The sequence below is a fragment of the Gillisia sp. CAL575 genome, assembly GCF_000403785.1.
GTDB lineage: Bacteria > Bacteroidota > Bacteroidia > Flavobacteriales > Flavobacteriaceae > Gillisia.
In genome coordinates, this window is the sequence record NZ_APHJ01000021.1 from 340,539 (window position 1) to 366,191 (window position 25,653).

The 25,653-nt window shown below is 35.3% G+C and carries 20 protein-coding genes; 6 read left to right on the forward strand and 14 right to left on the reverse strand.

Annotated elements, in window-relative coordinates:
* Positions 1-115: 115 nt before the first annotated feature.
* On the reverse strand, positions 116-631 hold the full coding sequence (locus tag I130_RS04305) for a GNAT family N-acetyltransferase (protein ID WP_034919827.1): 516 nt from the start codon (positions 629-631) through the stop codon (positions 116-118).
* A gap of 121 nt (positions 632-752) precedes the next feature.
* Positions 753-1,058 carry a GNAT family N-acetyltransferase gene (locus I130_RS04310; protein WP_232224020.1) on the reverse strand — a complete coding sequence of 102 codons (306 nt, stop codon included), beginning with the start codon at positions 1,056-1,058 and terminating at the stop codon, positions 753-755.
* Between the two features lie 217 nt (positions 1,059-1,275).
* Between I130_RS04310 and I130_RS16185 the strand changes: the two genes are divergently transcribed.
* A complete protein-coding gene (locus tag I130_RS16185) occupies positions 1,276-1,962 on the forward strand; it encodes a hypothetical protein (RefSeq protein ID WP_051119604.1) in 687 nt (228 codons plus the stop codon).
* Positions 1,963-2,169: 207 nt separating this feature from the next.
* Here the strand turns inward: I130_RS16185 and I130_RS04325 are convergent, their stop codons facing one another.
* The 5 genes from I130_RS04325 to I130_RS04345 form a co-directional block, all read right to left on the reverse strand.
* Positions 2,170-3,051 (reverse strand): MBL fold metallo-hydrolase, encoded by an 882-nt coding sequence (locus tag I130_RS04325; protein WP_034919829.1) that lies wholly within the window; start codon positions 3,049-3,051, stop codon positions 2,170-2,172.
* A gap of 93 nt (positions 3,052-3,144) precedes the next feature.
* The gene (locus I130_RS04330) at positions 3,145-3,582 is read right to left on the reverse strand and encodes a PaaI family thioesterase (RefSeq protein ID WP_034919832.1); all 438 of its coding nucleotides are present in this window, start codon (positions 3,580-3,582) and stop codon (positions 3,145-3,147) included.
* A 169-nt stretch (positions 3,583-3,751) separates the two neighbouring features.
* Positions 3,752-5,932, reverse strand: a complete 2,181-nt coding sequence (locus I130_RS04335; protein ID WP_034919834.1) for a S9 family peptidase — start codon at positions 5,930-5,932, stop codon at positions 3,752-3,754.
* A 48-nt stretch (positions 5,933-5,980) separates the two neighbouring features.
* The gene (locus tag I130_RS04340) at positions 5,981-6,559 is read right to left on the reverse strand and encodes a pentapeptide repeat-containing protein (protein ID WP_034919836.1); all 579 of its coding nucleotides are present in this window, start codon (positions 6,557-6,559) and stop codon (positions 5,981-5,983) included.
* 72 nt (positions 6,560-6,631) lie between these two features.
* Positions 6,632-8,782, reverse strand: a complete 2,151-nt coding sequence (locus I130_RS04345) for a cation:proton antiporter (RefSeq protein ID WP_034919839.1) — start codon at positions 8,780-8,782, stop codon at positions 6,632-6,634.
* A 233-nt stretch (positions 8,783-9,015) separates the two neighbouring features.
* Between I130_RS04345 and I130_RS04350 the strand changes: the two genes are divergently transcribed.
* Positions 9,016-9,348 carry a single-stranded DNA-binding protein gene (locus I130_RS04350; RefSeq protein ID WP_034919841.1) on the forward strand — a complete coding sequence of 111 codons (333 nt, stop codon included), beginning with the start codon at positions 9,016-9,018 and terminating at the stop codon, positions 9,346-9,348.
* A gap of 101 nt (positions 9,349-9,449) precedes the next feature.
* Here the strand turns inward: I130_RS04350 and acs are convergent, their stop codons facing one another.
* The 3 genes from acs to metG form a co-directional block, all read right to left on the reverse strand.
* On the reverse strand, positions 9,450-11,357 hold the full coding sequence (acs, locus tag I130_RS04355) for an acetate--CoA ligase (protein ID WP_034919844.1): 1,908 nt from the start codon (positions 11,355-11,357) through the stop codon (positions 9,450-9,452).
* 127 nt (positions 11,358-11,484) lie between these two features.
* On the reverse strand, positions 11,485-12,387 hold the full coding sequence (locus I130_RS04360) for a histone deacetylase (protein WP_034919845.1): 903 nt from the start codon (positions 12,385-12,387) through the stop codon (positions 11,485-11,487).
* A gap of 101 nt (positions 12,388-12,488) precedes the next feature.
* The gene (gene metG / locus I130_RS04365) at positions 12,489-14,558 is read right to left on the reverse strand and encodes a methionine--tRNA ligase (RefSeq protein ID WP_034919847.1); all 2,070 of its coding nucleotides are present in this window, start codon (positions 14,556-14,558) and stop codon (positions 12,489-12,491) included.
* 243 nt (positions 14,559-14,801) lie between these two features.
* On the opposite strand from metG, the gene I130_RS04370 reads away from it, so the two are divergent.
* The 3 genes from I130_RS04370 to I130_RS04380 all read left to right on the forward strand — a co-directional run bounded on the left by I130_RS04370 (position 14,802) and on the right by I130_RS04380 (position 16,272).
* Positions 14,802-15,380 (forward strand): hypothetical protein, encoded by a 579-nt coding sequence (locus I130_RS04370; RefSeq protein ID WP_034919849.1) that lies wholly within the window; start codon positions 14,802-14,804, stop codon positions 15,378-15,380.
* Between the two features lie 91 nt (positions 15,381-15,471).
* Positions 15,472-15,831 (forward strand): YraN family protein, encoded by a 360-nt coding sequence (locus I130_RS04375; RefSeq protein WP_034919851.1) that lies wholly within the window; start codon positions 15,472-15,474, stop codon positions 15,829-15,831.
* Positions 15,832-15,912: 81 nt separating this feature from the next.
* Positions 15,913-16,272, forward strand: a complete 360-nt coding sequence (locus tag I130_RS04380) for an endonuclease domain-containing protein (RefSeq protein WP_034920483.1) — start codon at positions 15,913-15,915, stop codon at positions 16,270-16,272.
* Positions 16,273-16,547: 275 nt separating this feature from the next.
* Here I130_RS04380 and mfd read toward each other — a convergent pair whose 3' ends face one another.
* The gene (gene mfd, locus I130_RS04385; RefSeq protein ID WP_034920484.1) at positions 16,548-19,958 is read right to left on the reverse strand and encodes a transcription-repair coupling factor; all 3,411 of its coding nucleotides are present in this window, start codon (positions 19,956-19,958) and stop codon (positions 16,548-16,550) included.
* Positions 19,959-20,299: 341 nt separating this feature from the next.
* Between mfd and I130_RS04390 the strand changes: the two genes are divergently transcribed.
* Positions 20,300-21,658 (forward strand): dihydrolipoyl dehydrogenase family protein, encoded by a 1,359-nt coding sequence (locus tag I130_RS04390; protein WP_034919853.1) that lies wholly within the window; start codon positions 20,300-20,302, stop codon positions 21,656-21,658.
* Here the strand turns inward: I130_RS04390 and I130_RS04395 are convergent.
* Genes I130_RS04395 through I130_RS04405 form a run of 3 tightly spaced genes read right to left on the reverse strand, consistent with a single transcriptional unit; the run spans position 21,655 to position 25,597 of the window.
* Complete coding sequence (locus I130_RS04395; protein WP_034919854.1) at positions 21,655-22,449, reverse strand: tryptophan-rich sensory protein; 795 nt, start codon at positions 22,447-22,449, stop codon at positions 21,655-21,657. The genes I130_RS04390 and I130_RS04395 overlap by 4 nt on opposite strands.
* Before the next feature lie 12 nt (positions 22,450-22,461).
* Positions 22,462-23,097, reverse strand: coding sequence for a ligase-associated DNA damage response endonuclease PdeM (gene pdeM, locus I130_RS04400; RefSeq protein WP_034919857.1), 636 nt, complete (start codon positions 23,095-23,097; stop codon positions 22,462-22,464).
* 13 nt (positions 23,098-23,110) lie between these two features.
* Entirely contained in the window at positions 23,111-25,597 is a 2,487-nt protein-coding gene (locus I130_RS04405; RefSeq protein WP_034919859.1) for a ligase-associated DNA damage response DEXH box helicase, read from the reverse strand.
* Positions 25,598-25,653 lie beyond the last annotated feature (56 nt).

A 25,653-nucleotide genomic window follows, 5' to 3' on the forward strand; every position in this document is an offset into this window, starting at 1 on the left:
TATAAGAAAAAGAGTTGTTAGTTGACTAATTGAGGTTTCGGGTTTCGGGTTTCGGGTTTCGGGTTTCGGGTTTCGGGTTTCGGGTTTCGGGTTTCAATGCGAGCATTGTAAATATTTACATCTTCAGTTTTATATAGGTATCTAGGCTTAGGAGTTTACCTTTTTTCAATTCATTATCTCTACTAGTGCTTTCCAAAGTAAATCCAAGTTTTTCTATGGCTCGTTTACAATTCAGATTTTCTGATTCTACTATGCCCTCAATTCTATTAAGTCCTAATTCATTGAATCCATAATCGCAAATTAAAGGCATGGATTCTTGCATATATCCTCTACTCCAAAATTCCGGCAGTAACCAAAATCCGATCTCTGCCTTTTTAAATTTTTTATTTAAATCATTAAAACCAGCAGCTCCTAAAAATTGTCCTGTTTTTGAATTAAAAATGGACCACCATTTTCCAGTACCATTCTTTTCCAAGTCTTGGAACCAGATCATTTGTTCTTCTGTTGCCTCTAAGGTTTCAAAACAAACCCCATAATATTTAATCACCTCTGGGTTGGAAAGACCTAGAAAAATGTCTTCTTTATCTGAAGCTGTAATTGATCTCAATTCTATTCTGGAAACGGATTTCATAACATCTAACTTTATAATAATTAATTCTTTACATCCTAATAATAAAAATCATGAAGCTTGTCCAGAATAAAATCTGCTTTAGGATAGAGCTTATTTCCTAAAGTATTGGTTCTTTCTGTCTCTAACATAACCCCACAGAATTTGTGGGCGCGGCAAACACTTGAGCCCTTTCTATTAGCCGAACTCTCAAATGTTGCCCTCTTGCTTCAGGCGAAACAAATAAATCGTTTAAAAGCCTGGCTCGTTTTAATCGGGTAGAAGAAAACAGAGGATCTAGTTGTACAAATCCCAATAGCTTATTTTCATCTGCAGCTGCAAATATTTTAGAATCTTTAAAAGACAGGCGATCTCTTATAAAATTAATCGCACCTATCAAATCTGAAGTTTGCCTATAAAACACTCTATAGATATCATATAAAAGGCTCAATTCTTTAAGATTACCTGTTTAACTTCGCGAATTTTCATTTAAAGTGTTTGAAATAATTTAAGTGTTAATATAAAAATATAGAAAATACCTAATTTAGAAATTTCTTTCCTTGGATATTTTTCGTAAATTAATACTTCGAAATATTATCTCTCCCCATCCTCCCCACTGTTGAGGATTTTTTTGTTTTCAAAATTAACGATCATAAATTTTAGGGCTTATGAGAAAACAGGTTTATCTAATTACTTTGTTGGCTATACTAATGTCTTTAGTATTGATAAGTTGGAAAAATTCAGATTCAAATAATGACCTTAAGCAAAAGTCATCATTACAATACAAAACGAAATCTTTGACCTATCATAAAGTGAAAGATTATGAATTATGGAAAAAAGCATTCGATGAGTTTTTTGCTAAAAGAGTAAGAAACGGTGAATTAAGTTATGAGGTTGGAGTGCTAGAAGATAATCCTAACACCGTATATGTTTTTAATACTTGGAAATCTGAAGAGCACTATAAGAAATTTGCACAAGATGAGGAGTTAAAAGAAAAAATGATAGAAGCGGGTGTTATTGAAGCCCCAAAATCTCTTCTTTTAAATAAGCTGGAAGGAACTACTCAGCTGGAAAATAAAATTACAGGAATCATCTATCATGAAGTAGAAGATTATTTACAATGGAAACATGTCTTTGATGAGTTTGAAAGAACCAGGAAAGAATTTAGAGAAGTGAGCTATGAAGTAGGAACTATTAATGGGGATCGCAAATGGATATATGTGATGAACCAATGGAATAATATAGAAGATTATAAAGCATTTGTTAATGACGATAAATTAAAAGAAGCAATGGCTAATGCGGGCGTGATTGGAAAACCGGTGTTTTTGGTTTTTAATCCGAAAGAAAAAGGTTGAGTAATTTGTTTGAGCTGTCTAAAATAAATATTTCTAAATGAAAGATAAAATAGAGGTTAGTTTATAATTATAGGAGGTATTGATTTCTAAGCATACAACCTTCCTTAACCTCTTAATTTTATCTTTTAAATCATTGAAATCTCTATGTTTTAGGCAGCTTTTTTATTTAAATTATTTCTATTTAATTCTCTCTTATAAGATAATAACTTAATCTTCACTTTTTAAACTATCGTAATAAGTACCACGGATCTTAGGCCCGTTAATAAAAGACTTTTCTGCCGCTGCATCTGTAATATAATCTTTAGTCAGACTTTCATCTGCGAGTATTTCCTCTCGACTTTTCCCTTCCTTTATTGCAGCATTCACGTTGGTCTGTATTCCTTCTAACATGTTTAAATACTTCTCATAATCAGCATAACTCGCCAATGGACCATGTCCGGGAATTATTTTAGTTGAGGCATTTATTAAAAGTAAACCAGCTCTTGCGGCTTCTATATCTCCTGCTACACTCCCACCACTTTTAAGATCTATATATGGAAACATCCCATTAAAAAAAGTATCACCAGTATGAAGCACATTACTATTTGGGAAATAAATAAGAGCATCTCCATCGGTATGTGCATTATGAACATGAACTACCAAGATGTCATCACCATTTAAATGCAATTGCATTTTATGATAGAAAGTAATAATGGGTAATCCAGATTGTTCCGTGTTTTTATCATCTTCTTTTAATCGCTTTCTAACATTTTCGTGAGCAAAGATCAGCGTTTCTTTCTTTTCGAAGTTAGAATTTCCACCTGTATGATCCCCATGATGATGGGTGTTTACCAAATATTTCACAGGTTGATCACTCAACGATTTTATTGCTTCCTCAATTTTTGAAGACATCTGTGCATATTGATCGTCAATCATAAACACTCCATCTTCACCAATAGAAACTCCAATATTACCTCCTGCCCCTTTAAGCATATAAATATTCTCATTTACTGGAATCACTTCTATTTGAATATCCTTCATATCCTGAAATGCAAACACAGAAGTGCTAAGCAATAAACTAAAGGCCACTAGTAGAAATGAATTTTTCATGATTTCTTTTTTTTAATTATTGTAATAATACAATCAAAGTCCCGTAATTAGTAAGATTTGTACATTATTTAATAAGTGTTCAATTGAACTTTCTTATTCCTTTTTAACTTGAATAAGAGTTGCTTGTGATGCAGCACAGAGTTTTTCTACTCCATTTTTCACTGCAAAAACATCTGATCTGCAAATACTAAGGGTTCTTCCAGATTTTAAGACGTTGGCTCGGGCAATTAGTAAATCTCCAATACCCGGAGAGGTCAAGTTCAATTTGAATTCTACAGAAAGAACTGACGAATCTTCCTCCATAAGCGATAAAGACGCATAGCCTGCAGCATTATCTGCTAGTGCACTTATAATTCCTGCATGAAAATATCCGTTTTGCTGAGTAAGGTTTTCATTATATGGTAAATGAATCTCACAAAAACCAGGCTCTACTTTAACTAGTTTCGCTCCAATAAAGTCCATAAATTTCTGAAGCTTAAAACTATCTTCAACCTTCTGTTTATAATTTTTAATTTTCGGTTCAAACTGCATTTTTCTAGAATTAAATAAAAATATAATTTGCAAGTCTGTTAGTCGTCCAATAAGACACTTGACAATCTCGTCACCCTGAACTTTATTCAGGGTCTTCTTCAGACTTAATGGGATGCTGAAACAATTCCGATAGCTTTCGGATCAGCATGACGATTAATCTTAAATATAATTAGTTTGAACTAAAATCGAATTCTTTTGGAGGAGTTGCTCCCATTAAATGAGTCACAAAATAATCCCATCTTTTTCTCATCATGTAATTAGAGTCTTGCCCAAAACCATGCCTTGCATTTGGAAAGATAACCAGATCGAAATCTTTATTTGCTTTTATCAAAGCGTCAACCACCAAATACGTGTTGTATGGTGGCACATTATCATCTAATCCTCCATGAGCAAGCATCAGCTTCCCTTGAAGATTTTTAGCTAATAAAGCATTGGCTTGATCGTCATAATTAGATTTTCCCTCTTCATCTACTTCCATAAGTCCTATATATCGCTCTCCCCAATCGTCTTCATAATTTCGGCTATCATGATTTCCAGATTCAGATATACCAACCTTATAGAATTCAGGAAACTTGAACATTGCAGATGCAGTAGCAAAACCACCGCCAGAATGTCCCCATATCCCAACTCTTTCTAGATCCAGATATCCATATTTTTCAGCTAATTGCTTTATCCCAGAAATTTGGTCTTCTAAAGTGTTATCTGCCATGTTCCCATAACAGGCATCATGAAAAGATTTAGATCTATCTGGGTTACAAGTTCCATCTATTACCACTACGATAAACCCTAATTCTGCCAAGGCTTGATGATCTCTTCTTACAGGAGAAAAAGATCTGCTTCCCACTCCACCGGCTTGCGGACCTGGATAAATATAATTTACAACTGGATATTTTTTTGATTGATCTAGATCTGATGGAACAAACATAAGTCCGTATAAATCCCATTTATCATTGTTAGATCTTACTTTTATTGGAGTTGGAGCTTGCCAGCCAATTGCTTCTAATCTAGACAGATCAATTTTTTCTAATTCGGTAATCATTTTCCCATTAAGATCTCTTAGTACTGAAACTGGGGCAACATTTGGCTGTGAATAAGTATCTACAAAATAGTTACTATCTGGAGCAAGCGAAACGCTGTGATTTCCATCTTCAGGAGTTAATAATTTTAAATTCTTCCCATTAAAGTCTATGCTGTAAAAATGAGTGAAATATGGATCTCTCCCCTTTTCCTTTCCATTTGCAAGAAAGTACAATTTTCTGTTCTTCTCATCCATTTTTAATAGCTGAGTAACCACAAAATCTCCTTTGGTAATTTGATTCTTCAATTTTCCAGTTTCAAGATCATAGAGATATAAATGTCCCCAATTGTCCCTTTCTGAATACCAGATCACTTCATTTGTTTTTGGCAAATAACGCCAGTTAATAGCGCCTTGACCAGATTCGTACTGAGTTTCAACTTCTTCAGTAAAAATATTTCGCACTTCCCCTGTATTCGCATCTGCGATTCTGAGCCCTGCAATTTTATGATCTCTGGAAGTAGAAACAAATACCAATTTACTGGCATCTTCATTCCACTGATTATCATCGAAACTGCCTTCGCAGGAAATATCATCACATAAAGTTCCTCTTCGTGCATCTGCTGGCAATTGCAAACGAATAACTTTAGGAGTATCTACTTCTATAATAACTCGATGTATGCGGATAATATCTTCATCTTGTGGCAAAGGGTATTTCCAGCTTTGTAAATTAGGTGCACCAATATTGGTAGATACCAAATACATGTCACTCACATGACGTTGATCTTGTTGATAAGTTGCAATCTTTTTAGAGTCTGGTGACCAAAGTAGGATTGGCCGATCACTTTTTCGCCATCCCGCATTGTCTGTAGCATATCCAAAATTTTCAATCCCGTCTGTGGTAAGTTGAGTTTCCTTCTGAGAATCTAAATCTCTCATCCATAGATTCCAGTCCTTAATAAAAATGCCTTTTTTCCCATCTGGAGAAACCACAACATCTCTTGATCCTGGTTTTTGAATATTTATTTTTTTCTTTTGTTTTTCAGTTAGCAAATCCTCTAAATTAGTAGCTTCCTTTTTTTTGCCAGATTTAGTATCTACTAGAATATAGCTAGATTCTCCGTTTTTTGAGGTTTGATACAAAAAATTGCCGTTCTCTAGCCATTCAGGTTTCACGCTAGCCAGATCTACTAAAGGATAAACATTTGAGGGAAGAAATTTTGCTGCTTGTTCATAATCTTTTGTGGTGACTAATTTTTTATCAGTTTCCTGAGCATTCAAACTAATGCAAAAAAGTGAAATTAGAAGAAAACTGAAGGAGGATTTAAAAATCATATATTTTATATTGAAGGCTTTATTATTATTGGTTTAAGATACTTATTATTACTGAATCCCTATTTTAAGTTGATATTTATCTAACAAACCCGTAATAGCGGGCATCGAAAAAGAAGCTCCCTTCAATTTATTAATTTCAGGATCTATAGAATAATTAAAAGCAGTACTAAAATTTGCCTTTTCGAGATTGGTTCTTTCAAAAACAGCCCCTGCAAGATCACAATTATCTATTTTAATACTAGAAAGATTTGCTTCAGTAAAATCCACCTCTATCAACTTACAATCTAAAAAAATGGAGTTTGTCAATTTTACCTGATAAAAAGAGGAATGATCTAATTGGCACTTAGTGAATTCTATAGCTAATCCGAAGCCATCAGAAAGATCGAATCTAATTCCTAACATTTTACACTCTTCAAATTTCACTTCCTGAAATGAAGTTCCAAAAATATTTGCCGAACTTAAGTTGCACCCAACAAATTCACATTCTATGAATTTGATCTTCGATAACTCTGAATTCGAAAAATCACACCCTGTAAATGTGCATAATTCATACTCTCCTTTTTGGATAGCAATTTTAGTATAATCTACTTTATTGAATTCTTGATCTTCGATCACTTGATATTGCATTGAAACTAGTTTATTGCTTTGAGTAATTAAATAGAATTTTTTTTATAGTAATTCTAATTACATGATCTTCATCTATGAACTTCCTTTGAAATAATTAAAGATATCTTTAGCTGCTTTATCCAGCCTCTCTATGGGCGGTAATAAAGATGGGTTGTTTAAACCCATTAAAACCTCTTCTGAAACCCCATTTTGTCTAGGGTAAATCAAAATAAAACTATTGTTGGGAAAATAGGTGGTTATAAGATCTGAAGTTTTATTCATTTCCTTATTATATGAAGTTTGGTTCTCTCTACTAAGTACAAGAATTATATTATCGTCTACCATTACCTCAGCAGCTATTTCCGAAAAATTATTCCATGTATTATAGCTTTTAAACTCTGCTTCTATCTGATGTAATTTTTGAATTTCCAATAGAATTTCCAAAGTTCTGCTAGGTGCATAGAAAAGAAGTTTTGCTCCAGAATTCCGTGAAATATTCCAAACCTTCAGCAACCAAAACCGAAAACCAATTTCGTTTTCTGCAAAAGCAGGAATTATTATTACATGCCTTTTAATCGTGGCCATTGGTTGAACTGCCTTGTAAACAAAAGTTGTAGCGTCACTATTTGATAAAATGCCATTGGTCAGCTTACCTAAGAAATTTTCTGATATCGCTTTTCCGGAATGAAATCCTAGCACCAGATCTGTGATATTATTTTCTTTAATCACTCCTGTAATCCCATTGGTAATATTAAAATCATATCTCAATAATCGCTGTAAAAATACATCTGTAGAAGCAGCCATGTCTTCAGCTTTTTCCAAGATCTTTTTTGCTCTTTGATTCTCTTCCTCAGTAGAGGTGTTATTTAAAACAATATTTAAGGCATATAATCCATGCTTGTTGCTTTTAGACTTAATAAGTGTACTAAAATTAATAAGTTCTTCTACAGTTTCTGGGTTGCTAATCGGGATTAAAATCCTTTCTTCATTTTCATTTTCTTCTCTTTCCAGAGTTTGAGTTCCAGATAAAGATAAATTTCGTGCACCTTTTTGAGCAACAAAAGTTGCAATGGTACAGGTGATTAGAATCATAATAATTGCACCGTTCAAAATACTTTCTCCTAGAAGCCTTATAGGTTCTCCGTCTGGGGTTTCACCAATAATAACATTATAGCCTATAAGTACCGCTGCCAATGTAGCTGCAGCTTGTGCGTTACTCAGTCCGAATATTAATCTACGCTCATCAATGCTGAAATTAAGGGATTTTTGTGTGAGCCAAGCAGCAATATACTTACAAGAAGTGGCTGTAATGGTCATAACTGCAGCGACTTTTATAGTTTCAAAATCTGAAATAAATGCCTTATAATTAACAAGCATTCCCACTCCAATTAGAAAAAAGGGAATGAAAATAGCATTCCCAACAAATTCTATTCTATTCATTAAAGGCGAGGTAGTAGGAATTAATCTATTTAATGCTAGTCCAGTAAGAAAAGCACCAATTATCGCCTCTACTCCAGCTAATTCTGCTAGAAAAGAACCCAAGAACACCATGGCTAACACAAAAATATATTGAGAAACTTTATCCTGATATTTTTTAAGGAACCATCTACCTATTATAGGGAAAACATAGAGAACAATAAAGCCGAAAACTAAAATGGAAATGCTGAGTTTAATCCAAAACTGCATGTTAACTTCTCCATTATGCATACCAACAATAACAGCCAAAACTAAAAGGGCAAGGATATCTGTGATCATTGTTCCACCCACAGAAATATTTACAGCTCTGTTCTTTGTGACTCCAAACTTGCTTAAAATTGGATATGCTATCAAGGTATGAGACGCGAACATACTTGCAAGCAGCACGGAAGTAATTGTAGAAAAATCTAAAATATAAATACCAACTAATATTCCAATAATCATAGGAATTAGAAAAGTATACATTCCGAAAAGAAAACTTTTGGCGCTGTTGCGTTTAAATTCGGCCATATCTATTTCTAGGCCTGCCAAAAACATGATGTAAAGAAGACCCGCTGTTCCAGAGAGAATAATGCTACTATCTCTTAGCAGCAAATTAAACCCGTTAGGACCTATGATTGCCCCTGCTATAATAAGACCTAAAATATGTGGGATTTTTAATTTCCCAAGAAATATTGGCGCAATTAGAATTATAATAAGGATTATCAAGAACTTCAATACCGGATTGGTAAGCGGAAGTGATGTTTCTATAATGTTTAAGAATACCATAAATCTATATTCGGTTAAGAAAAAATAAAAATCCCTTAGTAGAAGCGCGTTACTTCCTTAAGTAATATTACGAAAAAATACATCTTAGATTATTTAATTATCCGACAACAAACACTTACAAACGAAAGTAAACGAAAACAAGTCTTTCCCAACCGAATACCGCTGAAGTGCTCATATACATTTGTCCTGTTGAAATGAACCAATGATTTTCAACTGCAATAAATTCTATAGTTATGAGCACTTTAAGAAACAAAGTTCAATTGATCGGGAACGTAGGTAATGATCCTGAAATCGTACATCTGGAATCAGGGAAAATCCTGGCAAAATTCACCATGGCAACCAATGAATCCTATAAAAATGCAAAAGGAGATAAAATAACCGATACGCAATGGCATAATATTGTTGCTTGGGGAAAAACAGCCGAATTGGTAGAAAATTATGTCCCAAAAGGAAAAGAAGTAGGAATAGAAGGAAAATTGACTTCCCGTAGTTATGAAGATAAAGAAGGAGTGAAAAAGTATATTACAGAGATCGTATGTAGCGAATTACTACTGCTAGGAAAATAATTCTCGACGAAAAGCTTTCAATACTTTTCAAAATAAAAAGCTCCAAGAAATTAAATTATCTTGGAGCTTTTTATTTATATGTTTTTCTTGTAAAATATAGACTATAGTGCATGATCTATAATATCTTGCACAACTTCAGGATTTAACAACGTACTTGTATCTCCCAAACTATCTGTTTCATTACAAGCAATTTTTCGCAAGATCCGTCTCATTATTTTTCCAGATCTTGTTTTAGGCAAACCTTGTGTAAATTGGATTTTGTCCAATTTTGCGATAGGTCCAATATGTTCTGTAATGATTTGATTGATCTCTTTTCTCAAATTATCATGAATTCTAGACTCTCCAGTTTCCTTAAGTATTACATAACCGTAAAGTGCATTTCCCTTTACATCATGCGGAAATCCAACAATAGCAGATTCTGCAACTGCGGGATGCTCGTTTATAGCATCTTCAATTGGTGCTGTTCCTAAATTATGACCAGAAACAATGATCACATCGTCTACTCTTCCTGTAATTCTATAATAACCAACTGAATCTCTTAATGCTCCGTCTCCTGTAAAATACTTGTTTTCGAAAGCAGAGAAATAGGTGTCTTTATATCTCTTATGATCTCCCCATATCGTTCTTGCCATTCCTGGCCAGGGAAATTTTATACACAAACGACCATCAACTTGATCTCCCATTATCTCTTCCCCTTTTTCATCCATTAATGCCGGCTGAATCCCTGGTAATGGTAAGGTTGCATAGGTAGGAATGGTTGGTGTGCAATATGGAATTGGTGAGATCATGATCCCTCCAGTTTCTGTTTGCCACCAAGTATCCACAATCGGGCTTTTCTTTTTGCCAACATTGTCATTATACCAGTGCCAAGCTTCCTCATTAATAGGTTCTCCAACAGTTCCAAGAACTTTTAGTGAAGAAAGATCATGATTCTCTACATAATCTAGTTTCTCTTTAGCCAAGGCACGAATAGCTGTGGGTGCTGTGTAAAACTGGTTCACTTTATGTTTTTCTATGATATCCCAGAACCTCCCAAAATCTGGATGGTTTGGAACTCCCTCGAACATTAACGTTGTTGCTCCATTTGCCAGAGGTCCATAAACTATATAACTATGTCCAGTAATCCAACCAATATCTGCGGTACACCAGTAAACATCGCCTTCTTTATACTGAAAAACATTTTTAAAGGTATAAGCACTATATACCATATAACCCGCAGTAGTATGCAACATTCCTTTAGGTCTTCCTGTAGACCCTGAAGTATACAAAATGAATAGCGGATCCTCTGCATCCATTATTTCTATCTGGCATTCCCTACTCGCATTATCTAAAAGCGGCTGTAACCAATGATCTCTTCCTTCTTTCATATTAATATCTGCCTCTGTACGCTTCACCACTAAAACAGATTTTATGGTTGGTGTATTCTCCAAAGCTTCATCTACAATTCCTTTAAGATCTATTTTTTTTGTTCCGCGGAAAGAACCATCGGAAGTAATAACCATATTACATTCACAATCATTGATTCTAGTAGACAAAGCAGTTGCTGAAAAGCCTGCAAACACTACAGAATGGACTGCACCAATCCGTGCACATGCTAAAACAGAAACCGCGAGTTCGGGAATCATAGGTAAATAAATACATACCCTATCTCCTTTTTTAATGCCTTGATCTTTCAAAACATTGGCAAAAGCACAAACTTTTTCATGTAGTTGTTTGTAACTAATATGTTGTGCCTCTTCTGAAGGATCGTTTGGTTCAAAAATAATTGCAGTTTTATCAGCTTTAGTAGCCAAATGCCTGTCAATACAGTTTTCAGTAATATTTAATTGAGCTCCCTCAAACCACTTAACTTCAGGTTTAGAAAAATCCCAATCCAATACCTTATTCCATGGTTTTCGCCATACAAAATGTTCTTCGGCAATCTCTGCCCAGAAATTTTCCGGATCTCGAACCGATTTTCTATATACTTGGTAATACTCCTCTAAATTTTTTATGTGGTAACTGCTCATATTGAAATCAAAATTTTAATCTGCTTCTAAGATATAGAATTTAAAATAGTATCAATAATAGGAAGTATAATTATGAGAGAATAGGCTTAATTATTTAGAGAGGATTGTTATTTATAATAGAAACGATCTAAAAATAGATCTTTTGAGCCATACGAAAAGTATTCGCATGCGCCTCTAATATAATTTTAATATTTGGAGAATATCCACCACCCATACTTACTTGAACCGGGATCTTGAGATCGTGGCAAGTTTGCAAAACAAATCGATCTCGATCTTTACAAGCATCAATGCTACAACCTAACTTTCCTAATTTATCAGTTGACAGGATATCCACCCCACTTAAAAAGAAGATGAATTCTGGCTTCTCTTTTTCTATAAGTTCTGGAAGAATTTGTTTCAATATTTTAAGATATTCTTTATCTCCAGTTTGGTCTGCTAATTCGATATCCAAATCGGATATTTCCTTTCTGAATGGATAATTATTTTTTCCATGCATCGAGAAGGTGAAAACTGAAGCATCATTTTGAAAGATCTCTGCGGTTCCATTTCCCTGATGCACATCCAAATCTACAATTAGAATCTTCTTAATTCCTTTTTCCTTCTGAATGTATCGAGCAGCAATGGCTTGATCATTCAATAAACAAAAAGCTTCCCCATGACTGGAGTAGGCATGATGAGTTCCTCCTGCAATATTCATTGCAACCCCATGTTCTAAAGCATAATCACAGCCTTTCATAGTTCCATCTGCAATAATAAGTTCTCTCTGAATAAGCTCTTTGGAAAGAGGAAAGCCGATTTTTCTGGCAGCTCGTTTTTCAATAGTAAGACTCAATAGATTGTTTACATATTCCTGACTGTGAACCGTCAAAATATTAGATATTTCAGGTAGTTCTGGTTCAAAGAAATTCTCCTTGGTACAAGTTCCTTCGTGGAGCAATTGCTTTGGTAGCAGATCATATTTTTCCATCGGAAACCGATGTCCATCTGGTAAAGGATGTTTAAAAATAGGATGGTAAGCTATTTTAAGCATTTAACTTTTAAGTGGATTAGATTGAAACCTCTCGACTCCGCTCGAGGTGACATTTTATTGTTATTATAAATCGATACTGTCAGTTCGAGCGGAATCGAGAACTAACTAATAATAGTCCCATTCTTCACACCTTCTTCATCTGGGTTTAAGAAAACCAATTTCCCCTCAGCATTCTCGGTCATTAAGATCATTCCTTGGCTTTCAACACCACGTAATTTTCGCGGAGCTAGATTCACCAACACAGTAACTTTCTTACCAATAATCTCTTCAGCTTTAAAACTTTTAGCAATTCCTGATACGATGGTTCTAACATCTAAACCTGTATCTACTTTTAAAACTAAAAGTTTATCCGCTTTTGGCATTTTAGAAGCTTCAACAATGGTCCCAACACGAAGATCCATTTTAGTGAAATCTTCAAAAGTAGATTCTTCTTTTTGTGGTTCTGCTATTTTATTATCGGCTTCATTAGCGGCTTTTGTAGCTTCCAATTTATCTAATTGTTGCTGAATTTGTTCGTCTTCAATTTTACTGAAAAGCAATTCTGCTTTTCCAATAGTATGTCCTGCGGGAATTAACGTGTCTTTTTCTGAAACTTCGTCCCATTTAGGAGCTCCTTCTTCAGAATAGATATTTAAAATAGCTTTTAATTTCTCTGAAGTAAAAGGTAAGAAAGGCTCACTCAAAGTCGCTAAAGCAGCAGAGATCTGAAGCGCTACAAACATTACTGTTTTCACTCGGTCTGGATCTGTTTTAACCACTTTCCAAGGCTCTTCATCGGCTAAATATTTATTACCTAATCTTGCTAAATTCATAAGTTCTCCTTGTGCCTCTCTAAACCTGTATCGCTCTATAGAGCTTGCGATCACAGCTGGATATGCCTTAACTGTTGCTAAGGTTTGCTCATCAACTTCAGAGAATTCTCCCGGTGCTGGAACTACTCCTTCATAATATTTATCTGTAAGCACGACTGCACGATTGATGAAATTTCCGAAGATCGCAACCAACTCATTATTATTTCTAGCCTGAAAATCTTTCCAGGTAAAATCGTTATCCTTAGTTTCTGGCGCGTTGGCGGTAAGAGTATACCTTAACACATCTTGCTGATTTGGAAAATCTTCTAAATATTCATGTAACCAAACCGCCCAATTCTTAGAAGTGGAAAGCTTTTTCCCTTCCAAATTCAAGAATTCGTTAGCTGGCACATTTTCAGGAAGAATATAGCTTCCTTCTGCTTTCAGCATAATTGGAAATATAATACAGTGAAACACTATATTATCCTTTCCTATAAAATGCACCATTTTAGTGTCTTCTTTTTTCCAGTAATCTTCCCAATTCTTTCCTTCACGAGCTGCCCATTCTTTAGTAGCCGAGATATACCCAATTGGAGCATCAAACCATACATAAAGTACTTTTCCATCTGCTCCTTCAACCGGCACAGGAATTCCCCAGTCTAGATCCCGAGTTACGGCACGTGCTCTTAATCCTTCATCTACCCAAGATTTTACTTGTCCGTAAACATTAGCTTTCCAATCTTTTTTATGCCCTTTCAGGATCCATTCCCTCAAGAAATCTTCATATTGATCTAAAGGCAAAAACCAGTGTCTGGTCTCTTTCATGCTAGGAACGGCACCTGTAATAGCAGACTTAGGATTAATAAGGTCTGTAGCGTTTAAGGAACTTCCACAACTTTCACATTGATCGCCATAAGCTTCTGGATTTCCACATTTTGGGCAAGTCCCAGTAACAAATCTATCCGCTAAAAATTGATTTGCTTCTATATCGTATAACTGCTCGGTAGTTTCTTCTATAAATTTTCCGTCTTCATATAACTTCTTAAAAAATTCTGAAGCCGTGTCATGATGGATCTTACTGGATGTTCTGGAATAATTATCGAAAGTAACACCAAAATCCACGAAGGATTGCTTAATAATGCCATGATACTTATCTATTAACTGCTGTGGCGTAATTCCCTCCTTCTTAGCTTTCATTGGGATAGCAACTCCATGTTCATCACTTCCACATACAAAAGCCACATCTTTTCCTTGCATTCTTAAATATCTTGCATAAATATCTGCAGGCACATAAACCCCTGCTAAATGCCCAATATGAATTGGCCCGTTGGTATAAGGTAATGCTGCGGTAATAGTATATCGTTGTGGTGAATTGCTCATTAGCTTCTATAATTTAATTAATAATCTTGGGCTAAGCCCAAGAAATATATCCCGATTTCCCGGGAGGAAAACACTTTTAATAAATTCAGGCATCCCAATAGCTATTGGGATGATAAATTAAAACCCTCAGTGAGGGATTAAAGGCTGCAAAGGTAAGCAACTGCTAAATACTAAGCGTTAAATTATTGCAAAAGACAATGTCTATGTCCTGTTAGAACTCCATTTTAGCCTAAAATAAAAAATATGCGCAAGTTTTTCTGTTTATCGGCTATTCTACTCATTGTTTCTTGTAATTCATCCAAAAACACAACAGCGGGACCAACTTCTAAACAATTTTTTGTTGAAGATCTGTTAGAGATGAATGCCGCAAGCATTAAAGATGCTTTTCCAAATGAAGTGATCACTGAAGATGTTGGTTTATTTGAAGAAGGGACCGAAGAACGCGCTTATACTGTGATCTCACCTAATTCTCCAGATGAGTTGCATATTACTTGGAAAGATAAGAATAGAACTCAGATAGAGGATATTAGAATGGACACCAACGGAAAATGGAAAAGTAAGACCTCAATAAAAATAGGATCTACCTACGATGAGTTGACCCAAATGAATCAGAAACCAATTTCTTTCTATGGATTTGGATGGGATTATAGTGGAGCAACCTTATGGAATGATGGAAAATTGGAGAAATCTAGTATTCATGTGTTTCTTGCGCCAGAAAAGGAGCCAAAAAACAAATTTTACGGAGATCATATCATGAAAGCTACTCCTGAAGAAATTAAAGATATGGATCTCAAGGTTAAAGCCATATTATTTAAATCTTAGTTAAGCTTCAAGATCGAATATTATGTAGTTTACTGAAAAACAGTACATTTAAGTCATTATTATTTCCCTATGAAACAACAATGTACAATAAATGGCATCTCACAACGAACTCGGTAAAAAGGGAGAGGACTTAGCGGTTTCATACCTTTTAAAACACGGATATAAGATCGTAGTCCGAAATTTTAGATATCAAAAAGCAGAAGTAGATATTATTGCCAGAAAAAAGGATGTTTTGGCTATAATAGAAGTTAAAACTCGCAGCACTCCAGATTTTGGGAATCCACAGGATTTTGTAAAAGGCAAACAAATCCAGAACCTAGTTAAAGCTGTCGACTTTTTTGTGACAGAACATAATCTTGATGTAGAGGTTCGATTTGATATTATTGCTATCATTAAGAATAAGTCGGGTACCAAAATAGAGCATTTAGAGAATGCTTTTTTATATTTTTAGATAACATTTATTTTGCTCCTTCCCTATTTTCTAGGGAAGGTGGCGTTCCGCAGGAATGTCGGAAGGGTAAAAGCTACAATCATGAATAAAAAGATTCATAACAGAAAACACCTAGAGCCATATAGGAAAGAACTCAGGAAAAATCTAACCTCAGCGGAAGCCTTTCTTTGGAAACAATTACAACAACGGAAACTGGAGGGAAGGAAATTTAGAAGACAACATAGTATTGAAAACTTTATAGTAGATTTTTATTGTCCAGAAGAAAGGCTAATCATTGAACTTGACGGACAAGTCCATTTAAATCCAACTGCACAAGAAAAGGATGAAAATCGAACTAAAATATTAGAAGAATTAGGTTTTCGAGTAATTAGATTTGAGAATAAATTAGTATTCGATAATTTACAATCTGTATTACAAGAAATAAAAGATAATTTTAAATAAATGACCTCCCCGCTCTTCGAGCACCCCTCCTAAAAATAGGCGGGGAGCAAAAAAAAAAATAAACAATGCTTTTCTAAAGCTTGATAAGGTCTCCACTCAGCGCCAACTAAAATTTCTGGTTACTGTACGTCACTTCGAGCATCCATATTAATAATACGTGGGGAGAAAAAACTGAGCATTTGGAAAATGCTTTTCTCAATCTTAATTTAAACTTTTGCTCCTTCCCTGTTTTTTAAGGAAGGTGGCATTCATCCAAAATGATGGAAGAGTAAAATTTAAACCTTCGCCTCTTCCTCCACTTTCACTCTAAAATCTAAGGGTTCCAATACTTTTAAAGCTTTTTCTATAGAAGATATCTTTTCAAAAGTTAGCAATAATCTTAAACCTGCTCTGGTTTGCTTTTCTTTCATTGTACAAGAATGTGTATGAGAATGTACATATTGTAATACTTTAGAGAAAGTTGGAGTATGGTAAAATTTAGATTGTTGATCTGCTATAAAGTATCCGATCAATTTGCCTTTTTTCATGATCACTTTTTCTAAACCTATATGAGAAGCGATCCATTTAATTCGCACACTATTCAAAAGATCTACCGCCTGAGTTGGTAATTCTCCAAAACGATCTTCCAGATCTGCTTCAAATTTCTGAAGCTCTTCTTCGGTCTTCAAGTTGTTCAGCTTGGTGTAAAGACTCAGTCTTTCGGAAATATTATTTATATAATCATCTGGGAACAACAATTCGAAATCGGTATCTATTTGAGTGTCCTTAACAAATACTTTCTGATCTACATCTTCAGTTTGCTCATACAGATCTTTAAATTCATTTTCTTTTAATTCTTCAATCGCCTCATTCAATATTTTCTGATAGGTATCAAAACCAATATCACTAATAAATCCGCTTTGTTCTCCTCCAAGAAGATCTCCTGCTCCGCGGATTTCAAGATCCTTCATGGCGATGTTAATTCCGCTTCCAAGATCAGAAAATTGCTCTAAAGCAGTAATTCTTTTTCTGGCATCGTCTGTCATTGCAGAATATGGCGGCGTAATAAAATAACAAAAAGCTTTTTTATTGCTTCTTCCTACTCTCCCTCGCATCTGGTGTAGATCTGAAAGTCCGAAGTTATTTGCATTATTTATAAAGATGGTATTCGCATTGGTAACATCTAATCCACTTTCTATGATCGTGGTAGAAACCAGCACATCAAATTCACTATTCATAAAACTGAGCATCAAATTCTCTAGTTTCTTCCCCTCCATTTGTCCATGTCCCACGCCAACTTTAGCATCTGGCACCAAACGCTGGATCATCCCTGCAACTTCCTTGATATTTTCAATTCTGTTGTGAATAAAGAAAACCTGTCCCCCACGCTGAATTTCATAAGAAATAGCATCTCGAATGGTTTCTTCTGAAAAACGGACCACATTGGTTTCTATAGGATATCTGTTTGGTGGTGGCGTAGTAATGGTTGAAAGATCTCTTGCTGCCATTAAACTGAATTGAAGTGTACGCGGAATTGGCGTTGCGGTTAGAGTAAGTGTATCTACATTTTCCTTGATAGTCTTCAGTTTATCCTTTACAGCAACCCCGAATTTTTGTTCTTCATCTACCACCAACAACCCAAGATCTTTAAATTTTACGGCTTTGCTTACTAACTGATGTGTCCCAATAATGATATCCACTTTTCCATTTTCTAGGTCTTCTAAGGTTTCCCTGCGTTCCTTTGCCGTTCTAAATCTATTTAGATAATCTACTGTTACAGGGAAATCTTTAAGCCTTTCTGTAAAGGTTTTATGATGCTGAAAAGCTAGAATCGTAGTCGGCACTAAAATGGCTACCTGTTTTCCATTATCTACTGCTTTAAATGCTGCACGAATAGCAACTTCGGTTTTACCAAATCCCACATCCCCACAAACCAAACGGTCCATAGGTCTCGGACTTTCCATATCTTCTTTCACTGCAGCAGTAGCCGTGCTTTGATCTGGAGTATCTTCATATAAAAATGAAGCTTCCAACTCTAATTGCAAGTAAGAATCCGGCCCATATTGAAAACCTTGCTGAGTTCTTCTTTTCGCATATAATTCAATTAGATTATAAGCGATATGCTTAACTCTAGCCTTGGTTTTCTGCTTTAAATTTTTCCAGGCATTACTACCTAGTTTATATATTTTTGGAGGTTTCCCGTCTTTTCCGTTGAATTTGGAGATCTTATGAAGCGAGTGAATGCTCAAGTATAAAATATCCCGCTCCCCATAAAACAATTTAATGGCTTCCTGCATTTTCCCTTCCACATCTATCTTCTGGAGTCCGCCAAATTTTCCAATTCCGTGATCTATGTGAGTCACGTAATCTCCAACTTCTAAGTTGGTAAGCTCTTGTAAAGTGATAGCTTGCTTCTTAGCATAGCCATTCTTTAAATGGAATTTATGATAGCGCTCAAAGATCTGATGGTCTGTATAACAAACCATTTTAGAATCTTCATCTATAAAACCTTGATACATGGAAAGCACCACGGTTTTATATTTCACTTCCCGTTCCTGATCTTCAAAAATATCATGAAATCTCTTGGCTTGCTGCTCGCTCACACAAAAGATATAATTGGTATAACCGGCTTCCTGATTCTCGATCAGGTTATCTATTAATAAGTCGAACTGTTTATTAAATGAAGGTTGCGGCTTGGTATGGAATTCTATTATTTCCCCGGCATCTTCAACAGAAGTGCTGGATTTCTTTCGGAGATTATTTATGTTCCCCAGATTTACAACTCTAAATTCTTCGAGTTGCTCTGTTAAAAGGCCGGAGGAACAAAATAATTCTTCGGGTTTATTATGTTTAATATCATCTCCTAATTTGGTAAAAGCTTCTTCTGCTTTCCCAAATAATTTATCCATTTCTCCGGAAAGCAATTCCGGATTTTTGATAAAGACAATTGTTTTTTCTGAAATGTATTTTAAAAAGCTTTCTCTAACCTCATCCAAACGTTTGTGTTCTACATTTGGCATTACAGAGATCTTATTAACTTTTTCTGTTGAAAGTTGAGTTTCCACATCGAAACTTCGAATGCTATCTACTTCATTCCCGAAGAATTCTATTCTATACGGCTCGTCATTACTGAAGGAAAACACATCTATAATTCCACCACGCACAGAAAATTCTCCCGGTTCGGTCACAAAATCTACTCGCGTGAATTTATATTCAAACAACACTTCATTTACAAAATCTAAAGAAAGTTGGTCTCCAACTGCGATCTTCAAAGTGCTCTTTTCTAATTCTTTTCTAGTAACTACTTTCTCGAATAAAGCATCCGGATACGTAACTATAAGTGCTGGTTTTTTTCGAGAATTAATGCGGTTTAGAACCTCTGCTCTTAAAAGCACATTGGCATTATCTGTTTCCTCAAGTTCATAAGGCCTCCGATAACTTCCAGGATAAAAAAGCACATTCTTATCCCCCATTAATTGTTCTAGATCGTTCAAATAATAGGCAGCTTCTTCTTTATCATTAAATATCAATAGAAATGGTCGCTCTGCAGTGCTAAAAGCATTAGAAAGCACATAGGACAAGGAAGATCCTACCAGTCCTTTTAATTGAATTTTTGTAAGATTGTTTTGAGAAGAGGCAATAAAATCCCCAAGTTTCTGCTGTTGCAGAGACTTTGCAAGTGTTTGGGCAATAGTAGATTTACTCATTGTCGCAAAGATAATCGCTGCATCCATCCCGCGCAAAAGTTTAATAATTATTTGTAACCTGTTTATTAAAAATAAATCAATTGTCTATCCGTGAAATCTCCTAAACCAAAGAAGGACGTCATTCTGAACTTGTTTCAAAATCTCATCATGATATAAATGAATACAGTATTAAACCCTGAAATAAATTCAGGGTGACGTAAGAACTATTAGGACAACAAACAGATGTTCGTTAATCCAATTTTAAAAATGCTAAAGATGTTAATTTCAGCCTAAAACTACGGATACAAGATTATAAACGATGCTTTTTAAGTAATTTCCGAAGCATTAATAAAAATCGCAACATGGCTAAATTTGAAGAATACGATGTTTTTGTAATTGGAACTGGAACGGCTGGTAAAAAAGTAGCTACCTCTTGTGTAAAAGAAGGCTGGAAAGTTGCCATTGCAGACAATCGTGAATTTGGTGGGACTTGTTCTCAAAGAGGTTGTGATCCTAAAAAAGTTTTACTCGGACTTACTGAAATTATAGACCGTGCTCATAAAATGAAAGGTATTGGTATTACCAAAATGCCGGAATTCAGTTGGGAAGATCTAATGGCTTTTAAAGAAACTTTTGTAGATGCCATTCCAGCAAAAACAGAAAAGGATTTTGAAAAGCTAGGAGTAACTATGTTTCATCAGTCACCAAAATTCTTAGATAAAAACACACTCTCTGTAGAGGGAAAAACAATTATAGCTAAGAAAATTGTGATTGCTACAGGACAAAGGCCATTGGAACTAAAAATTCCGGGAAGAGAACATGCTATTGTAAGTGACGACTTTTTAAATTTAGAACATTTACCAGAGAGTATGATTTTTATAGGAGCTGGTTATATTGGTATGGAGTTCGCTCATATGGCAGCTCGTCTTGGAGTAAAAGTAACTATGATGGACCTAGCCCCCAGACCTCTAACTAATTTTGATGAGGATATGGTTGGTTATTTGGTAACCGCTTCAGAAAAGCTTGGGATAAAATTCATTTTTAATGCAGAAGTTTCAGAAATAGAGAAGCTTAGAAAAAACTATAGGGTTACTGCTTTACAGGAGGGAAAGGAAATTTCAGAAAAAGCAGAACTTGTGATAAATACTGCGGGAAGAGTACCTTCTATAGATGAATTAGATCTTGAAAAAGGGAATGTTGCTTTTAGCAAAAAAGGGGTTTCTGTGAATAAATATCTTCAGAATCCAACAAATGAAAATGTTTATGCTTGTGGAGATGTATCAGACAGTGAAGGACTTCCTTTAACTCCTCTTTCCTCGCAAGAAGCATTAATTGTGATTGCCAATCTTTTAGATCCAAACAAGCCTGAAGAAGTGAATTTTCCTCCACAACCTTCGGTAGTATTTACACTTCCGAACATCGCTTCCGTAGGACTTTCAGAAAAAGAAGCTAAAGAAAAAGGCTATGAATATACTTTAGAGCATAAGTTAGTTCCGGGTTGGTTTAACGCAAAAAGAGTGAACACAGAGGAATATGCTTACAAAACTCTAGTAGATAAAAAAACAGATCTTGTTTTAGGGGCGCATTTAATTGGTCCAGAAGCTTCCGAGATCATCAATATGTTTGTAATGGCAATGTGCGGAAAATTAACTTGCAAGGAATTAAAAACCATGATCTATGCTTACCCAACTTGGGGAAACGATATTAAAGGTATGATCTAAAATTTTCCAGACATCATTTTATGCATTGGGCTGCTTTTTCTATTAACATAACCATGATAAGCTATATTAAGAAAGATTAGCACTGCGGCACTTAAACCTACATAGGCTAATGTACTATTTTCATCAAGCTGTTTTACGTAGATCGCTACCAATGACCATACTCCAACCAAAGCAAATTCTCTCATGTTTCTGGTATGGATAATTGTAATATTAATTACAGTTGCAGCGGCAATCATGATCATAGTCCACTGCACCTCGGTAAACATACCTCCGTCCCAGCCTAATTTAGCCAAATACGCAGTTATATTGGCAATAGTTGCTACAGTGATCCATCCGGAATATAAACAAATTGGCCACCAATAAAAACCTATGATCTTAAATGTTGCATCCCAACGTTCCATATTAGTTTTTATAATAATTGCAATTAGGCTGCCTAACATTATAAGCATCAAAATAACCGATATCAAAGTATACTCATAAAGCCATGCGAATACCCATAAAGCATTTGCGAAATTCGTAATATAAAACCAAGGCCCGGTCTTGAACTCATTTCCATCCTTAGGTTTATCTGAATAACAACTATAAACCTGATAAATCGAAAATATTAACAGTGCTATATAAATAGGTCCCCAAATAGCAAAAGCATAACCTGCAGGAGTGAAAAGATTGTCATATTCGGCGCTTAAACCACCTATTGTATTTCCATTAATCCCAACTATCTGAGAAAAATAACTGGCAAGAATGGCGGTTATTACCGATAACAAATTGATAATAGCTAATCTCTTATTCATAACTTCTAAAGTTTAAAAAACTGAAATAACTTCTGTTTTGGTTATTGCAAAGATACGATCTCCCTCATTTGGTGAGATCCAGAAATTTCCCGTAAACTCACCAAATGCGGGTAATATTAGTTGTTCTTTATTTTGATAAAAACAACGTAACTGAAGCGTTTGCCTTCCGTTTCCTCTTAATTTGAATCCAGGGTGAAGGTGTCCGCATATATTAAAAAAACCTTGTCTTTCTTCAGGATGATGTGTTAATAAGAGATCCCCAATAATAATTTCAGAATAAATCTTAACTCCTAACGCATCATATTTTAATTCAGATATAATATCATGATTTCCAGCCACCAAGATCACTGGAATATTTATAGTTTCCATCCATTGTGTAAATAGATCCCATTCCATATTTAAAGAGCTATGAAAAAGATCTCCCATAAATACAATACTTTTTGGTGAAAAGAATTCCACCACCTGATCCATTTTTCTGAAATTTTCTGAAATAGCAGCTTGCGGAACAGCGCTTCCATATTTTCTAAAATGCGAGATCTTCCCAAGATGTACATCGCTAATTAGCAATATCTCCTGCTCTTCCCAATACATAGTACCAGAATGATGCAAAATGAATGTTTGATTAGCTAAATGTATCTTTTCTATCACCCTGCAAATTTAATCACTTTTCTAGTTGTTTCAGCATTTTGCGGATGCGGTCTTCCACTTTTTCTGAAGTCAGTTTCTCCCGAAGTCTATCTGTAATTATTGGAAATGAAAAGGGAGTCGCTTTCTCACAGGCTTTCCAAACTATTTCCTGATGCGAGATTCGTTCTAAAGCTTGCCGTAACCTACCTTCCTCCAATTGATGTTCAAAAGTTTCTCGAAAAGCCTGAAGGAATAAAAGATTGTCTGGCTCATAATCTCTAAAAACACTAAAAAGCAATTGGGAATTAGACTGAAGGTGTTTTGTTTTTATAAGTTTATTGGGATAACCCGTAAAAACCATACCGGCAATAACTGCAACATCCCGAAACTTTCTTCGTGCCATTTCTGTAGCGTTTAAACTCTTATAAAGATCGTCCATCAAGAATTCCGAAGAAAAAAGATTATTATCTAAAACCTGCTCCATATTTATTTCCTGATCGGAAAGCAATTCAAATCCATAGTCGTTAAACGCAAGCGTAAAACTAATTGGCAGCAATAAGCTAATTCTATATGCCAGTAAACTTCCAAGAGCTTCATGAACAAATCTACCTTCAAAAGGATAAAAAATAGCGTGATAGCCTTCTCGTGTTTTAAAAGTTTCTATTAAAAATTCATTGCTTTTTGGGATGATAGATTCTCGTAATTGCCTTTTAAAAATAGGTTTTAAGGCTTTTAATTCTTCTGAAGTTTTCTTCGTTCTTCCTTTGTCATCTTTTTCCATTGAAGCTGCTGCTTCGTACATCTCTTCTCTAAGCAATTCGCTCATCTGTGCAGAAAAGGCCATTCTTCCTCCTTGCCAGCTAGGAACCCGAGAAGTTTTACTTTTTGATGATCTCACGATCACTTGCATATTCTTTATATGCACTAATTCTAAGTTTCTTCCTGCAAATGTAAACACATCGCCAGGCTTCAACTTGGAAATAAACCATTCTTCTATACTTCCAATAAAACCGCCTTTCATATATTTCACAGTGAGCACGGCATCACTTACAATTGTTCCAATTTGCAAACGGTGCCTCATGGCAACTCCCTTATCGTTCACTTTAAATGAACCATCTTCTTCAATTTCCACCTTTTTATATTCATCGTAAGCTTGTAAACTCTGACTGCCCTTGGTGATAAAATTCAGCACCCATTCCCATTGACCTTCAGTAATTGCATGAAAACAAAAAGTAGATTTTATCTCTGGATAGATGTCGGCAGGAAAAAAACCATCTGAAACAGCGAGGGTTGTAAGGTATTGCACCAAAACATCGAAGCTTAACAAATAGGGAATCCTATCTTCCACGACCGTTTTATTCACAGCTTTGTGCAATGCCGAAGCTTCAATAAGCTCAATGGCATGCGTGGGTAAAAAGTAGATCACACTTTGTTTTCCGGGCTGGTGTCCGCTTCTTCCCGCTCGTTGAATAAATCTTGCTACCCCTTTTGGCCCACCAATTTGAATGATAGTTTCTACAGGTGCAAAATCAACTCCAAGATCTAAACTAGAAGTACAAACTACTGCTTTTAAAGATTCGTTTCTAATGGCTTGCTCTACCCAAAGTCTGGTTTCCTTATTGATGCTTCCGTGGTGCATTGCGACATCCCCAGCAAATTCTGGGTATTTCTCCATTAATTTCTGAAACCACAGTTCGCATTGTGATCGCGTATTAGTAAATAACAAAGTGGTTTTGGAATTATTTATTATTGGAACCACCTCAGCAATTAAATGTAAGCCTAAATGTCCTCTCCAAGGAAACTTCTCCATTTTCTTCGGAATAATAGAGCGTACATCTATTTTCTTTTTTAAATCTGCCTTGATCATTACCGAGTTTTGATAAGCAGCCGATTCCGGACCCAATAATACTTCACGAGCCTCCTGAAGATTTCCTATAGTTGCTGAAATTCCCCAGATCTTCAGTTTTTTAGAAATCGTTTTTAATCGGGATAATCCTAATTCTACCTGTACTCCTCGTTTTGTCCCCAATACTTCGTGCCACTCATCTATAACAATCGCATTAAGATCTTTAAACATCTTAGCATAATTTTTTGAAGACAGTAGTAACTGTAAGCTTTCCGGAGTAGTAATTAGAAGATCTGGCATTGTTCGTTTTTGTGCCGCTCGCTCTTTTTGGGAGGTGTCACCAGATCTAATTCCCACGGTTAAGGATGTTCCCATTTCCTCTGCAAATCTTCTTGCAGATTGTTCTATTTCTACTGAAAGTGCCCGCAGAGGAGTGATCCAAATCGCTTTTAAGCCTTTTTTGTGTTTGGTTTTATAATCTGGATTATTCTTTATGTATTCCAAAACAATAGGTACCCAAAGAGCATAAGTCTTTCCGCTTCCCGTAGGAGCGTTTAAAAGACCATTTTTATTTTGTAGATAACTTTTCCAGGTATCTCTTTGGAATTTGAATGATTTCCAGCTCTGCTCGGCAAACCAATTCTCTGCAAGTTTTATAAGTTCTGCCCTGCTCAATTTAAAAAAGCTGAATGTTTAATAATTAAAAATATAGGATTTCACTCTTAAAGATA

What these genes read in the sequence shown, in the direction of transcription:
- I130_RS04370 (WP_034919849.1), top strand. Translation starts at nt 14,802, where the DNA reads ATGCGCAAGTTTTTCTGTTTATCGGCTATTCTACTCATTGTTTCTTGT.
- I130_RS04360 (WP_034919845.1), bottom strand. Translation starts at nt 12,387, where the DNA reads ATGCTTAAAATAGCTTACCATCCTATTTTTAAACATCCTTTACCAGAT.
- I130_RS16185 (WP_051119604.1), top strand. Translation starts at nt 1,276, where the DNA reads ATGAGAAAACAGGTTTATCTAATTACTTTGTTGGCTATACTAATGTCT.
- I130_RS04395 (WP_034919854.1), bottom strand. Translation starts at nt 22,449, where the DNA reads ATGAATAAGAGATTAGCTATTATCAATTTGTTATCGGTAATAACCGCC.
- acs (WP_034919844.1), bottom strand. Translation starts at nt 11,357, where the DNA reads ATGAGCAGTTACCACATAAAAAATTTAGAGGAGTATTACCAAGTATAT.
- I130_RS04335 (WP_034919834.1), bottom strand. Translation starts at nt 5,932, where the DNA reads ATGATTTTTAAATCCTCCTTCAGTTTTCTTCTAATTTCACTTTTTTGC.
- I130_RS04340 (WP_034919836.1), bottom strand. Translation starts at nt 6,559, where the DNA reads ATGCAATATCAAGTGATCGAAGATCAAGAATTCAATAAAGTAGATTAT.
- I130_RS04305 (WP_034919827.1), bottom strand. Translation starts at nt 631, where the DNA reads ATGAAATCCGTTTCCAGAATAGAATTGAGATCAATTACAGCTTCAGAT.
- I130_RS04350 (WP_034919841.1), top strand. Translation starts at nt 9,016, where the DNA reads ATGAGCACTTTAAGAAACAAAGTTCAATTGATCGGGAACGTAGGTAAT.
- metG (WP_034919847.1), bottom strand. Translation starts at nt 14,558, where the DNA reads ATGAGCAATTCACCACAACGATATACTATTACCGCAGCATTACCTTAT.
- I130_RS04330 (WP_034919832.1), bottom strand. Translation starts at nt 3,582, where the DNA reads ATGCAGTTTGAACCGAAAATTAAAAATTATAAACAGAAGGTTGAAGAT.
- I130_RS04375 (WP_034919851.1), top strand. Translation starts at nt 15,472, where the DNA reads ATGGCATCTCACAACGAACTCGGTAAAAAGGGAGAGGACTTAGCGGTT.
- I130_RS04345 (WP_034919839.1), bottom strand. Translation starts at nt 8,782, where the DNA reads ATGGTATTCTTAAACATTATAGAAACATCACTTCCGCTTACCAATCCG.
- I130_RS04380 (WP_034920483.1), top strand. Translation starts at nt 15,913, where the DNA reads ATGAATAAAAAGATTCATAACAGAAAACACCTAGAGCCATATAGGAAA.
- mfd (WP_034920484.1), bottom strand. Translation starts at nt 19,958, where the DNA reads ATGAGTAAATCTACTATTGCCCAAACACTTGCAAAGTCTCTGCAACAG.
- I130_RS04325 (WP_034919829.1), bottom strand. Translation starts at nt 3,051, where the DNA reads ATGAAAAATTCATTTCTACTAGTGGCCTTTAGTTTATTGCTTAGCACT.
- I130_RS04390 (WP_034919853.1), top strand. Translation starts at nt 20,300, where the DNA reads ATGGCTAAATTTGAAGAATACGATGTTTTTGTAATTGGAACTGGAACG.